Raw genomic sequence first — 13,872 nt, forward strand, 5'->3', positions numbered from 1 at the left:
TTAGGTGTTTTTATTTTGTATGCGATTGGCGGTCACCAGCAGAATAATTTTGGCAGGAATATAACCCAAAATTCCTCCAAAGGTATTTAGAATCAGGTCATCCACATCAAAACTGCCAAATTCAAAAACTAATTGGACTATTTCAAACGCAAGGCTCAAACAAAAGGTAGAGAAGGCGACCCTCCTTAGCTTTTGAAACCCTTTAGACAACAATGGTAAGATAAAACCAAGTGGGGCAAAGCCGATAATGTTCCCTGCCAGATTCTCAATTCGAATACTTAAATTAATATCAGCTAAGTACAAATAGAAATAAATAGTTTTAAAAGGGACAAAGTTATTGTCACGCCAGTGGTATTCATCGTATGTAAAGTTGAAATGCTCAATTATTTGTGATAGAGGGATATATTTAAATAAAATTAATTTTGACAGAATGGCTATATATAAACTAAGAAACAATGTCAGGATTATTTTATATATAAACTTCATTATCACTGCTCCATTTTTAAATGTATCAAATAATACCTTACCATAGTTGCCCGATGATGTGGGACTAAATTCCAAAATTGGAGGAAGGCACATGGCAGAACATCACTTTCACTTAAAAGCAAATTGGCCTGGATTAAGAAATGACATTGGAGAGATTGAGGCTGGAAATTTAAAAACAAAGATATCCATTCCACCGGAAATGGACGGACCTGGTGTCGGTACCAATCCAGATGAAATGCTGCTTGGGGCCGCAGCCACCTGTTATATTATTACTCTTGCCGCGATGATGGAGCGCTCTAAATTGGAGAAAGAATCATTAACCATGGAATCGGAGGCAATTGTCGATGTGACAAGCGGTGTTTTTACCTACAAAAAAATTATCCATCGCCCACGGGTAGTCTTGAAAAGCAATGCTTCTGAAAAAGATGTAGCATTGGCTGAGAAGCTGGCTCGAAAAGCAGAAACATCCTGTATGATCAGCCGTGCGATTCAAGGGAATGTGGAGCTGGAACTGCAGGCAACGGTTGAGATAGGAGAGGGGCTCCTTTTCTAGTAAAATTTCAAATGCCCTTTATCCTGATGATAGTAATCCAATCTATCTTGAAGTGTACCTGTATGGAATTCAAATTTATGACCGTCCGGGTCGGTGAAATAGATGGATTTTTTATCTTTTTCATCCCTTGGCCGGCTAGGCAAAATATGGACGTTTAACCCCTCAAGTTTAGCGCACATTTTTGAAAAATCTGCCTCATCTATAGAAAAGGCAATATGCGTATAGGATTGATGGATCTCATTGCGGGGAATGTCCTTTTCAACATTAAGAGCAAGCCACAAACCATTTAAATCAAAGTATGCTGTGTTTTTACCCTTCACTAACAGTTTGGCATCAAAGACATTTTTATAGAAATTTATGGAGTTATCTAGATGAGAGACGGAAAATAGTAAGTGATTGATTCCTTTGATTGTCATATATTCACCTCATTTAAATTCATTTTAATTCCTATTTTTAGAAAATAAAAGTGTGTAATTCCTATTTGAATCACACACTTGGTTCTCACCGTTTGAATAATTTAGCAAATAGACTTCTTTTTTTTTCAGGAAGCTTTTCAGGTATCTGCATTTTTGGGCTTATACATATATCTTCCTTGTCGATTGCATAGCTCATGGCTAACACTAAGCCGATGTCGGTATCATGCTCTTTGTTTGTCACAATCTTGTGTTCGATTTTATTCTTGGCTGCTAGTTTTACGTATTTGGATAACTCTTCATAGACCATATTTCCATTCAGTAAAAGCTGGGCCTTGGAGTTTTCCTTCATTAATTGCTCTACCTGGGGATATATTTTTGTCTCTGCTACCTGGCTTTTCGTTAGTACTACAATAATTCGTTCGCGTAAGGTGCCAAGGTATTTCCGCCGCTCATCTGGTTTTGTTTCTAATGGCCCATAGATGCCTTGCTGCAGGACATCTTCTACAGTTTTCCTTTCCAAGCATATCATCTCCATGTAAAAGGCTATTATTATGTATGATAATACCTTAAAAAACGTTCCGTTCCAAAATTGGTTAGGTAATTGCCCTTTTTGAGAGTAATTTTACCTTATCCGAGAGTAATGATGTCTTATCCGAGAGTTTATTTTATTTATCCGAGAGTACCTCACCGCATCCGAGAGTTTATTTCATTTATCCGAGAGTAACTCACCGCATCCGAGAGTTTATTTCATTTTTCCGAGAGTAACTCACCGCATCCGAGAGTAAAACCACAAAATCACTCTCCAACCAAAAAGATCCCCCCCTCCAAATGGAGAGCAGGATCCACTCGAACACTATTTATTACTAGTAAACTGCTCTACTTCCGTTGACCCCTTCAACGCTGTAGTCGATGACGTTCCACCAGTAATAACCATTGATACTTGATCAAAGTACCCTGTACCAACCTCACGCTGATGGCGTGTTGCCGTATAACCATATTGTTCGCTGTCAAACTCAGCCTGCTGCAATTCGGAGTATGCAGCCATACCACGCTCCTTGTACCCGCGAGCCAGCTCGAACATACTGTGATTCAGGGCATGGAAGCCAGCAAGCGTGACGAACTGGAACTTGTAACCCATTTTTCCAAGCTCCTCTTGGAACCTAGCAATCGTCTCCTGATCCAGTTTCTTTTTCCAGTTAAAGGATGGAGAACAGTTATAGGCTAATAGTTTGCCAGGAAACTTCTCATGGATCGCTTCTGCAAACTTTTTAGCTTCCTCAATATTCGGCTCAGAGGTTTCACACCAAATTAAGTCTGCATAAGGAGCATAGGCTAAACCGCGTGCAATTGCCTGATCAATGCCAGCCCTGGTACGGAAGAATCCTTCCGGGGTACGTTCACCGGTAATAAATGGAGCATCGTTCCTATCGATATCACTTGTAATCAAATCAGCGGCATTTGCATCTGTCCGGGCAACCAGTACAGTTGGAACCCCCATTACATCTGCAGCCAGACGTGCTGCAATCAGATTGCGTACGGCTGTTTGCGTCGGCAGCAGCACCTTCCCCCCTAAGTGTCCGCACTTCTTCTCGGATGACAACTGATCTTCAAAGTGGACCCCTGAAGCACCGGCTTCAATCATGCCTTTCATTAGTTCAAAACAGTTTAACTGTCCGCCGAAACCAGCTTCAGCATCAGCCACAATTGGGGCAAACCAATCGATTGAATGATCTCCTTCAGAATGATGGATTTGGTCGGCGCGCTGAAGGGCTTGATTGATCCGTTTTACGACACTTGGTACACTGTTTGCTGGGTACAAACTTTGGTCTGGATACATATGCCCTGAAAGGTTTGCATCGGCTGCAACTTGCCAGCCGCTTAAGTATATAGCTTTTAGCCCGGCTTTTACTTGCTGAACGGCCTGATTGCCGGTTAACGCTCCAAGAGCATTAATATATTTTTCTTCGTTTAATAGCTTCCATAGTTTTTCAGCACCCTTACGAGCCAAAGTATGCTCAATATCAACCGAACCGCGGAGCTTGATTACATCCTCTGCCGTATAAGGTCTTGTAATCCCATTCCAACGGGTATCCATTTCCCAGCTTTCTTGTAATTGCGCAGCTCTTGAATCTGTCATTTTAAAATTCCTCCTATTTATCTATTAAAATATTTTTTATAAAGAATCCCTTATAACTGTTGATACCCAGGCAGTGTTAAGAAGTCGATAAATTCATCATTCAAGATTAATTGGTCAAACAGTTGAACCGCTTCAGCAAACCGGCTCTTCTCAAAGTTTTGCGCCCCGACCTCCTGCTTGATCTTCTCCAATTCTTCTAACTTAAATTGCTCATACATTTCAGCAGTCACTTTTCTGCCATCATCTAAAATACCTTTTGGATGACGAATCCACTGCCAAACTTGAGCCCGTGAGATTTCCGCCGTTGCTGCGTCCTCCATCAAATGATGGATGGGAGCGGCACCTCTTCCATTGAGCCAAGAGGCTATATATTGAATACCAACATTAATGTTGGTGCGAACACCTTCTTCTGTGATTGTGCCATTTGGTACTTCTAACAAGTCAGCAGCCGTAATCGTAATTTTCTGTTGTTTGGCTGTATGGATTTGGTTCGGTGTTGGCATTTCTCGATTGAATACTTCCATTGCCACCGGTACTAGACCAGGGTGTGCGACCCATGTTCCATCATGACCATCCCGTGCCTCACGCTCTTTATCTGCACGTACCTTGGCGAACGCTTCCTCATTTGCCTGCGGGTTATTTTTCACAGGAATTTGCGCAGCCATTCCGCCCATTGCAGGAGCCTTTCGGCGATGACAGGTTTTGATTGTTAACAAGGAGTAGGAACGCATAAACGGTGAAGTCATGGTTACTTGTGAGCGATCTGGCAGAATGACTTCCTTTTGATTACGCAGTTTTTTAATATAGCTGAAAATATAATCCCAGCGGCCGCAGTTTAATCCGGCTGAGTGTTCCTTTAATTCGTAGAGAATTTCATCCATTTCAAACGCAGCCAAAATTGTTTCAATTAATACAGTTGCTTTAATGGTACCCTGAGGAATCCCAAGCTTTTCCTGTGTATAGACAAATACATCATTCCACAGCCTTGCTTCTAAGTGACTTTCAAGCTTTGGCAGGTAAAAATAAGGCCCAGATCCTTTTGTAAGAAGTGTGTTTACATTGTGGTAAAAGTACATTCCAAAATCGAAAAAGCTTCCTGAGATAGGCTTGCCATCTAATAGCACATGTTTCTCTTCGAGATGAAGTCCACGCGGCCTAACGATGAGCACCGCTGTTTCTTCTCCAAGTTCATATCTTTTCCCATTTGGATTCTCAAAGGATATCGTCCGGTTGATTGCATCTCTTAGGTTGATTTGTCCTTCCATGATACTCTCCCATGTTGGTGAGGTAGCATCCTCAAAATCAGCCATAAACAGTTTTGCACCTGAGTTCAACGCATTAATGACCATTTTCCGATCAGTTGGTCCGGTTATTTCAACCCGGCGATCCTGTAGATCTTTTGGCAACGGAGCAATTGTCCAATCCCCGCTCCTAATAGGTTTCGTTTCTGGAAGAAAATCCGGGAGCTTGCCGTTGTTAATTTCCTCCTGCCGTTTTTCTCTGTACTGCAACAGTTCGTTTCTGCGCGCACCAAACTTGCGCTCTAATTCTTCAATTAAGTTTAATGCCCCGGGTGTCAAAATCTCCTCGTACTGGGCCTTTAAGGCCCCAACCACTTCAATACCTGTAGTTTGCGTCGACATGAACTCCTTCACCTCTTTGTTATAATACAGTACTTACCTACGTGTTGTATTATATAACAGTATTTTGGAAAAAGGAACCACTTTTTTAGAAAATTTTATAAAATGGGTAAATCCCCCTTATAACTCGGTTAATTTATTCAAAAAAAAAAAAAAACGGATACCTTCTAAAAAGGCACCCGCTCTTACTTCCACTCTTCATATAAACGCTTGAAATCCTCCAAGCGATTTTGACTGTCAAAAAAATCCTCACTTACAATCGCTGTTAGCAGTTTTCTTTTTAAAGAAGCATCTTCTACTTCTTTCAAAATAAATTGCCTTGTAGTAAAAAGGAAATCTAGATACTCTTCGTACCGCTCATCAAATTGTTGTTCTAGCTCAGCACGTAACTTTTTGGCAAGTATCGGGCTCGCTCCTCCTGTTGAAACGGCAATACTCAACCGGCCTCGCTGCACATGGGCCGGAAGATGGAAATCCGAGTGATCTGGATCATCCGCTATCGTTACCAGCTGATGTTTTTCTGCAAAGGAATATACCGATTGGTTAATCTCCTTGTGATCTGTTGCCGCAAAAATTAGCGAAGCATCTTTAAGGTCTTCTGCTGAAAAGGTCTTTTCCTTCCAGACAATTTTCCCATCAAGGAAAAGGGTTTGCATTCCAGCAGTTACCTCCGGACTTATAACCTCAATACTGGCCCCTGTACCAAGAAGGCTGCGTACCTTCCGCTCGGCAACCCTGCCGCCGCCGATCACAACTACCTTTTTTCCATGAAGCTGCAACATAATCGGATAGTTTGTATTCATTCTTGTACTCCCTGTAATGGATGCTTCACCATATAATCTACTAATGCTTCTTTCGTAGGAGTGACTGGTTTTTCGGTCTCAGCCAATCCAGCTTTGATAGCAGCAGCTTGTGTTAATTCACCCATGGCAATGACCTGGACTTGATGAAGTAACTCAGCTGCATTCATTTGACAATCTTCTAATGTCGTTAAAAATGGTTCAACTGAAGCACTGCTTGGGAAGATCATCGTATTGATCTTTGCTTCTTTTAGCATTCTTTGAAAAATAGGAAGGAATTGACGGTCTAGTTCTTTTTCGCTCGTTACCATCATTTCAGCTTTTTGATAGTTTTTTTGCAGCAGGTGATTTTCCCCGATAACAAGCATATTCTCTGAATCCTCTATTTGTTGAGCCAGCTTCCCTATTACCCCGCGCTCCCGTAATGCTTTTATCGTTTTACTAGATAATCCATAAAACTCAGCATGTATACGGCGAATATCAATCTCCGCTTCGAGCAAGGCTTCGAAAAATTCAGCCGCACTTTCTGGTGAGGTAAATAATATTTTTTCATAAGCAGCAACCCTTGTGAGATCAAGCGGGATTTTTGTTACTTTCCACTTTGGAAATTCAATCACATCTGCCCCTTGAGCCTGTAATTCTTTGGCTAATACACTTGGGCTTGCACTTGTCCGGGCAAGCAGAATTTGCCTGCCATACAATGGCTTTTTCTCAAACCAGCTGATTTTTTCTCGAAGAGAGATGACGTCTCCGACTAAAATGATTGACGGATTACTAAACTTGGATTGTAACACCTTCTCAGAAATATCTGCTAATGTCCCTTGCAATGTCCTTTGACGGCCAAATGTGCCCCAATGTATCAATATTACGGGTGTAGACGAAGGTTTCCCATATCGGATGAGATTCTCACAAATAAACGGTAAATTTCCGACTCCCATATAAAAAGCAATAGTATCCACACCTCGTGCGAGACCTTCCCAATCAAGGAGCGGTTTGCCATTCTGTGATTTGTCATGAGCGGTAACGACCGCAAAGGATTCTGCATGTTCCCGGTGGGTCACAGGGATTCCAGTATAAAGGGGGGCTGCAATCCCCGATGAAATGCCAGGAACGATTTCAAAAGGAATCTGGAATTCAGCCAGGGCAGCAGCTTCCTCGCCCACTCTGCCAAAAATACCAGGATCGCCGCCTTTTAAACGAACCACTAATTTTCCTTCTAATGCCTTTTGCACTAGAAGGCCATTTATGTTCTCTTGGCGCAATGTATGGCGGTCAGGTAATTTACCGCAATAAATTAGCTCACAATCACTATCTGCATATTCTAATAGCTTAGGATTGGCAAGCCGGTCATATAATATGACCTCAGCCTGCTTAACCGCATCCAATCCTTTTACAGTGATTAAGCCCACATCCCCTGGCCCTGCTCCTACTAAAAATACTTTTCCTGTTTTCATGCTGCAGCCTTCCTTCCCCCGTTATAAAACGATAAAGATAATATCTTCCTTGACTTCCACCTTAAAAGTTCGGACCCGGCCTTCGTCAGGCGCCTGAACCTTTCCATCTACTAATGAGATTTTCCAATCATAGACCGGACAATACACATATTCGCCGCTGACCAGCCCTTCAGAGAGGACTCCGCCCTTTGGATGAGGACTTCGATTCTCTAGTGCGTAAACCTCGCCAGTGGTGGTTTTAAATAGAGCCACTTCTGTAGTATCAACTTTAATAGAATACCCAGCTCTTGGTTTTACATTTGCATAGTGTGCTACTGGAATACGGGTGATTGTTTCGATCATTTGGATTCACTCCCGACTGTAATGTTGTGTCTTGTATAATATTTATCCTTAATTTCTTCATTTTGAATCGCTTCGTTCCATGGCTCAATATATTTTTTCAATGTTTGGTCCATTCTTTCGTTAAGGGCCCTTCTAGTCTCTTCGTTTGCTAGTACTTCCTTGACATGGTCAAGTCCCATCCGCTCTACCCACTTAGAGGTCCTCTCTAAGTAATTGGCTGTTTCGCGGTAATACTGGAGGTATGCCCCTGTCATTTCCATTACTTCCTCTTCGGTTTTCACAGTACATAGCAAGTCTCCAGCGCGAAGGTCTACCCCGCCATTACCAGCAACATAGATCTCCCAGCCGCCGTCGATACCAACAAAGCCGATATCCTTGATTCCTGCTTCTGAACAGTTTCTTGGACAAGCGGATACGCCCATTTTGACTTTGTGCGGTGTATCAAGACGTTCAAATTTCTTTTCAAGCTGGATGCCCAGTGCCATGGAATCTTGTGTTCCGTAGCGGCAGAATTGTGCACCAACACAGGTTTTAACGGTTCTTAACGTTTTTCCGTAAGCATAGCCGGATGGCATATCAAGCTCTTCCCACATAGCCGGAAGGTCTTCTTTTTTCACTCCGAACAAACCGATCCGTTGTCCACCAGTTAATTTTACTAAAGGAACGTTATACTTTTCAGCAACTTCCGCAATTTTTTTCAAATCTGCTGCTGTAGTCACCCCGCCATACATTCTTGGTACAACGGAATACGTTCCATCTTTTTGAATATTAGCATGCATTTTCTCATTTACAAGACGAGAATCACGGTCATCCTTATATCCATCCATATGAATCATACCAAGATAGTAGTTGATAGCCGGGCGGCATTTTGTACAGCCTTCCGTATTATTCCAATCAAGAACGTTCATTACCTCTTTTACACTTGTTAGTCCTTTTTCCTTTATCTCAGCTACCAATTCCTCACGGCTTAATGTGGTACATCCGCATAAGCTTGTTTTTTGAGCCGCTGCCGCATCAAATTGATCCCCAAGTGTATGCGCAAGAATTTGACTGACCATTGGTTTACATCGTCCGCAAGAACGTCCTGCGTTTGTACAATGGCTGACTTGGTCAAGTGTAGTTAGGCCTTGTGTTTGGATCGCTTCAACAATCGCTCCTTTTGTGACACCGTTACAGCCGCAGACTAGTTCATCATTTGCCATTGAGGCAACATCGTCACTGCCGCCTTCACCGGTACATTCTGTATGGAAGATAGAGACTCCGCTGATATCTTCTTTTTTAGTCAGCATACGATATAACCGGGTGCTGTCTGTCGTGTCACCATATAGGACGATTCCAACAATAACATTATTTCTTATTAAAACTCGTTTATAAAGACCTTCAAACTCATTGTAGGTCATAATGGATTTAGTTGTACCATCCTCGAAAATTTCACCCGCAGAGAAAAGATCCACACCGGCCACTTTCAGCTGTGTACCTGTAACAGAACCTTCATATGTCTTAGTATCGATACCACAAATATGGCTGGCTAAAATTTTACCTTGCTCATATAATGGTGCAACCAAGCCGTAAACAATTTCTCTGTGCTCCGCACATTCTCCGACTGCGTATATATGAGGGACACTTGTTTCCATAAAGTCATTGACAACAATTCCGCGATTCACATAGATTCCGCTGTCTTTTGCTACTTGAACGTTAGACTTAATTCCAATAGCCATGACAACAAGATCCGCTTCAACTTCAGTACCGTCTTTAAAACGAAGACCTGTTACTCGGTCATCACCTAAAATTTCAACCGTTGCCTTCTCCATTAAGAAATTCATGCCTTGTGATTCTAGCTCTTGTTTAAGTAAAGAAGAAGCAATCGGGTCCAGCTGACGCTCCATGAGATGCGGCATTAAGTGTACCACGTCCACTTTCATGCCCAAGTTTAGCAGCCCTCGAGCTGCTTCAAGTCCAAGCAGCCCCCCGCCAATAACGACCGCTTTCTTGTATTGGTCCGCTGATTTGATCATCATTTCACAATCTTTTATATCACGAAAACCCGTTACACCTTTTTTGTCAGCACCGGGAATTGGAAGAATGAAAGATTTTGAACCAGTCGCAATAATCAGCTCGTCATACTCTACTTCACGCCCCTGATCACTGATTATACGTTTTGCCTCTGCATCGATTTGTACAACCGCTTCTCCTGTATAAAGTTTAATATTATTTTCTTTATACCACTCTAGCGGGTTGATAATAATTTCTTCAAATTTTGTGTCCCCTTGAAGGATATTTGATAGTTTAATACGATTGTAGTTTGGATGCGGCTCTTCACCAAAGATGGTTATCTCAAATTCCCCTGAATTAACTTTAAGAATCTCCTCAATAGTTCTTACTCCAGCCATTCCGTTACCAATCATTACTAATTTCTTCATATCTGGTTGGCTCCTTTATATTTAATGGTTTATTTAAAATTTGAATTAATAGGTTATCTCTATAGTTAGATTGTAAATGGTCCTCCCTAGAAAAATTGTGACGTTCGTCACATCTGTTTGCTCAATTGTGAACATTTCAAGGAAATAATCAAAAACAATGATTGGCTAAACTAACCATTCCACCATAAAAAAAATGCCAAAACAAAAAAGGGTGACAGGCACCCTTTTTACGTTATGCAGGTTGTTTACTTTTTTTTAGTAGGAGATGAGGTTTGATGAAGGCATTAAGGACTGGAATTAAGATACCGATTAGAGCGGCGGGAACTAGTTCCCATATGGCTAACGGTGGTGTAATGAGTAGTCCAAACTCGTGGATAGCATATATGCAGAGAAAGTAAGCGGTGCTTCCAACAAGTCCAGCGAGCCAATTGGTTCGTTTAAATAATAAAAAGGCTAGCGGAATCAGTATGAGAGTAATCGGTACATAGGATGTAGGATATTCTACGGCAGCAAAGATTGTTTTTCCGGCAAATCTTAGTCCAATGTATAATACCGCTGCCGCAAATGGTATGGTGAAATCACGAAAAATTCGAATCGTCACCACAGTCAATAACCCCACCATTAATACTGAATAAATAGGATAAACATATTCCGGGATGCCTCCAAATATCTGTGAAGCTGGATCCGAAATTAACTGAAGAATTTCCTTTGAGGCAATGGATTTACCGTGAATGTACTGGTCATAAGAAATGGCCCCATTTTCCTGCTGCATATTTGGAAACATGAAGCATTCTAACAGAAACATGGCAAACCAAGTATGCATGGACTTCCATGTGGGTACGATATGCCACGTATATAAGTTATATGCTCGCCATACTCCAATGATCATGATATCTGTGGCTATATAGTAAATAAAGTGGGTTGGGCTCCAAGTTGTTAGATCAATTCCATAGGCAATATGATACGTAAAATCCAATGGGATCCCTATAAGAAACAGCGCATACCCAATGGTAATCAGATTTCGTGAAAAGCCATCCATATAATTAGCGCGTCTCCACTCCTGAAATAACAGGATTCCACCCAACGCAAACCCCATGGTATTTACAATATGGGGAATTGAGTATTCCTCAAATAAATATTTAAAATGATAGGATGCGTCCCAAGCGGAGCCAATAAATTTTAATAAAAAGGCCAGCACCCATAATCGATAATATTTCAATCAGTCCATCCCCTCTCAAGCTTTCAGCTTTTTGCCCCAAACACCCATCAACTAGTCAATTTCGATTTTCATTACAACTTCTGTTCATTTCATCTTATCCTAACAAGTCAAAAGGGTCCCCAAATATAGCGATAAGGATATAATTAATAGCCAATGCCAATCCAAACAAAATTCCGGCAATCTTTACCGTTTTTTGAGTAAACAACTTATACATAAAGACAATACCAGCTACGACAACAAAAGCATTACAGGTTAAAAAGGTCCATAGCAGACTTTCACTATGTTCAACTGCTGTGACATGGAACAAATATAATGAGATCAAAGGCATGTTACCTCCAAGGATGGCAATTTCATTAGCGGATCTATTAGTTAATTAATATTTAGAATATGATGTCTTTATTAATGACGATTTTCCTATTAAGAATGTTTCATTTGTTTTCTTAATATTATCATAGCGCCTCTGCAAATTTACATAAATTTCTTGTAAAGGCTGATTTATGCATTATACAGTTTGATTAGTGTATATGAACAAAATCTTTCTTTTAGTTGTATTCAAGGATTTATCTTATTTTTCTCAGATTCACCCAAATTATAAAGGAAACGGCATTTTTCAAATAAAAAAAGATAACCCCTCCTCGAAAGAGAAGGGGGCTTTTGTGATATTATTAATACATTTCAGAAGTCGTTTTTGCCTGCATATGAAGAAGCAAGTAGTCAGGACCGCCTGCTTTAGAATCAGTACCGGACATGTTAAAGCCACCAAATGGCTGGTAGCCAACAATAGCTCCTGTACAAGAACGATTGAAGTAAAGGTTGCCTACATGAAAATCTTCACGCGCCTGCTCTAAGTGTTCACGATTATTTGTAATAACCGCTCCTGTTAAGCCGTATTCCGTATTGTTAGCAATTTCGATGGCTTCCGTGAAATCTTTTGCCTTTGTAAAGCCGACCACTGGGCCAAAAATTTCTTCCTGCATAATACGGGATGTAGGCGTAAGGTCTGCAAAAACAGTCGGTTGGACGAAGTACCCTTTGGAATCATCACCAATACCGCCAGTCTTTAACTTGCCCTCTTGTTTCCCAATTTCAATATACTCAAGTATTTTTTTATACGCATTATTGTCGATTACCGGTCCCAAAAAATTCCCCTGTTCAGCCGGATTACCAACTGTTAACTGGTTCGTTAACTCAACCACACGATTTAGTACCTGATCATAGACATCTTCCACTATGACTGCACGTGAGCATGCCGAACATTTCTGACCTGAAAACCCAAACGCTCCCGCAACGATGGATTGGGCAGCAAGCTCTAAGTCAGCCTCTGAATCTACAACAATCGTATCTTTACCACCCATTTCAGCAATTAGGCGCTTCATCCAAATCTGACCTGGGCTTAATTTAGATGAACGTTCAAAAATACGAAGACCGACATCACGAGAACCAGTGAAGCTGATGAAACGAGTATCTTTGTGGTCAACTAAATAATCGCCTACTTCCGCACCGCTACCTGGGACAAAGTTTAAAACACCTTTCGGAAGACCTGCTTCTTCCATTACTTCCACAAATTTTGCGGCTATGATTGGTGTGGTCGAAGCTGGCTTTAATAGAACGGTGTTACCAGAAACAATGGCTGCTACAGTTGTACCTGCCATAATTGCAAATGGGAAGTTCCAAGGTGAAATAATAATCCCAACGCCTAGAGGAATATAATGATAACGGTTGAATTCATTTGAACGGCTTTGTACTGGCACACCATCTTTTAACGACAACATTTGGCGGCCATAATATTCTAAGAAGTCAATAGCTTCTGCGGTATCTGCATCTGCTTCTCTCCACGGTTTACCTGCTTCTTTTGTCATTAAAGCTGAAAATTCATGCTTACGGCGGCGGATGATCGTTGCTGCTTTAAATAGGACATCTGCGCGAACTTCTGCTTTCGTCCTTTTCCATGTTTTAAATGCCTCTACAGCCGCCTGCATTGCTTTTTCAGCAAGCTCTTTATTCGCTTTTGACACACGGCCGATTACTTCTTCTTTATTTGCTGGATTATAGGAAATGATTTTCTCTTCTGTTGTGATTTTCTCTCCGTCAATAACCAAGGGATAATCTTGCCCCAAATAACCTTCTACTGTTTTTAATGCCTGAAAATAGGCTTGGCGGTTATCTTCCACCGAAAAATCAGTAAACGGTTCGTGCTTATATGGTTGCATCATTTCTAACCCCTCCTATACATTAAAACGGTTACATACATGTTCATTTTATCACGATTAAGAATGTTTAGGAACTACAATGAATGATGACTCAGATGGACTTTCTTTTAAAATCAATCGAGTAGAGGGAAAATAATTTAATTATTTTCGCCCCTCTCACACCACCGTACATATGGTTCCGTATACGGCGGTTCA

General features: G+C 41.2%; 13 protein-coding genes. 1 reads left to right on the forward strand and 12 read right to left on the reverse strand.

Going from position 1 to position 13,872, the window contains the following annotated elements; all coding sequences use genetic code 11:
- Entirely contained in the window at positions 1 to 486 is a 486-nt protein-coding gene (locus CVD27_RS09860; protein ID WP_101647750.1) for a VanZ family protein, read from the reverse strand.
- Positions 487 to 577: 91 nt separating this feature from the next.
- On the opposite strand from CVD27_RS09860, the gene CVD27_RS09865 reads away from it, so the two are divergent.
- Complete coding sequence (locus CVD27_RS09865; RefSeq protein ID WP_101647727.1) at positions 578 to 1,039, forward strand: OsmC family protein; 462 nt, start codon at positions 578 to 580, stop codon at positions 1,037 to 1,039.
- Here CVD27_RS09865 and fosM read toward each other — a convergent pair.
- The 11 genes from fosM to pruA form a co-directional block, all read right to left on the reverse strand.
- A complete protein-coding gene (gene fosM, locus CVD27_RS09870; protein WP_101647728.1) occupies positions 1,036 to 1,455 on the reverse strand; it encodes a FosM family fosfomycin resistance protein in 420 nt (139 codons plus the stop codon). The two genes, CVD27_RS09865 and fosM, sit on opposite strands and share 4 nt — an antisense overlap.
- Before the next feature lie 85 nt (positions 1,456 to 1,540).
- Positions 1,541 to 1,984: a YueI family protein gene (locus CVD27_RS09875; protein ID WP_308301794.1), complete on the reverse strand. Its 444-nt coding sequence runs from the start codon at positions 1,982 to 1,984 to the stop codon at positions 1,541 to 1,543.
- A 324-nt stretch (positions 1,985 to 2,308) separates the two neighbouring features.
- Positions 2,309 to 3,592, reverse strand: coding sequence for an isocitrate lyase (aceA, locus tag CVD27_RS09880; RefSeq protein ID WP_101647730.1), 1,284 nt, complete (start codon positions 3,590 to 3,592; stop codon positions 2,309 to 2,311).
- A gap of 50 nt (positions 3,593 to 3,642) precedes the next feature.
- Positions 3,643 to 5,235 (reverse strand): malate synthase A, encoded by a 1,593-nt coding sequence (gene aceB / locus CVD27_RS09885; RefSeq protein WP_101647731.1) that lies wholly within the window; start codon positions 5,233 to 5,235, stop codon positions 3,643 to 3,645.
- 182 nt (positions 5,236 to 5,417) lie between these two features.
- Positions 5,418 to 6,035: an NAD(P)-binding protein gene (locus CVD27_RS09890; RefSeq protein ID WP_101647732.1), complete on the reverse strand. Its 618-nt coding sequence runs from the start codon at positions 6,033 to 6,035 to the stop codon at positions 5,418 to 5,420.
- A complete protein-coding gene (gene cobA / locus CVD27_RS09895) occupies positions 6,032 to 7,486 on the reverse strand; it encodes a uroporphyrinogen-III C-methyltransferase (protein WP_101647733.1) in 1,455 nt (484 codons plus the stop codon). Before cobA ends, CVD27_RS09890 begins: the two co-directional genes overlap by 4 nt.
- 21 nt (positions 7,487 to 7,507) lie before the next feature.
- Positions 7,508 to 7,828 carry a nitrite reductase small subunit NirD gene (nirD, locus tag CVD27_RS09900; protein WP_101647734.1) on the reverse strand — a complete coding sequence of 107 codons (321 nt, stop codon included), beginning with the start codon at positions 7,826 to 7,828 and terminating at the stop codon, positions 7,508 to 7,510.
- Entirely contained in the window at positions 7,825 to 10,248 is a 2,424-nt protein-coding gene (gene nirB / locus CVD27_RS09905; protein ID WP_101647735.1) for a nitrite reductase large subunit NirB, read from the reverse strand. Before nirB ends, nirD begins: the two co-directional genes overlap by 4 nt.
- A gap of 232 nt (positions 10,249 to 10,480) precedes the next feature.
- A complete protein-coding gene (locus tag CVD27_RS09910) occupies positions 10,481 to 11,467 on the reverse strand; it encodes a hypothetical protein (protein ID WP_101647736.1) in 987 nt (328 codons plus the stop codon).
- A 94-nt stretch (positions 11,468 to 11,561) separates the two neighbouring features.
- A complete protein-coding gene (locus CVD27_RS09915; protein WP_142384084.1) occupies positions 11,562 to 11,789 on the reverse strand; it encodes a hypothetical protein in 228 nt (75 codons plus the stop codon).
- Between the two features lie 343 nt (positions 11,790 to 12,132).
- A complete protein-coding gene (gene pruA, locus CVD27_RS09920) occupies positions 12,133 to 13,680 on the reverse strand; it encodes an L-glutamate gamma-semialdehyde dehydrogenase (protein WP_101647738.1) in 1,548 nt (515 codons plus the stop codon).
- Positions 13,681 to 13,872 lie beyond the last annotated feature (192 nt).

The sequence above is a fragment of the Neobacillus cucumis genome, assembly GCF_002860255.1.
Lineage (GTDB): Bacteria > Bacillota > Bacilli > Bacillales > Cytobacillaceae > Neobacillus > Neobacillus cucumis_A.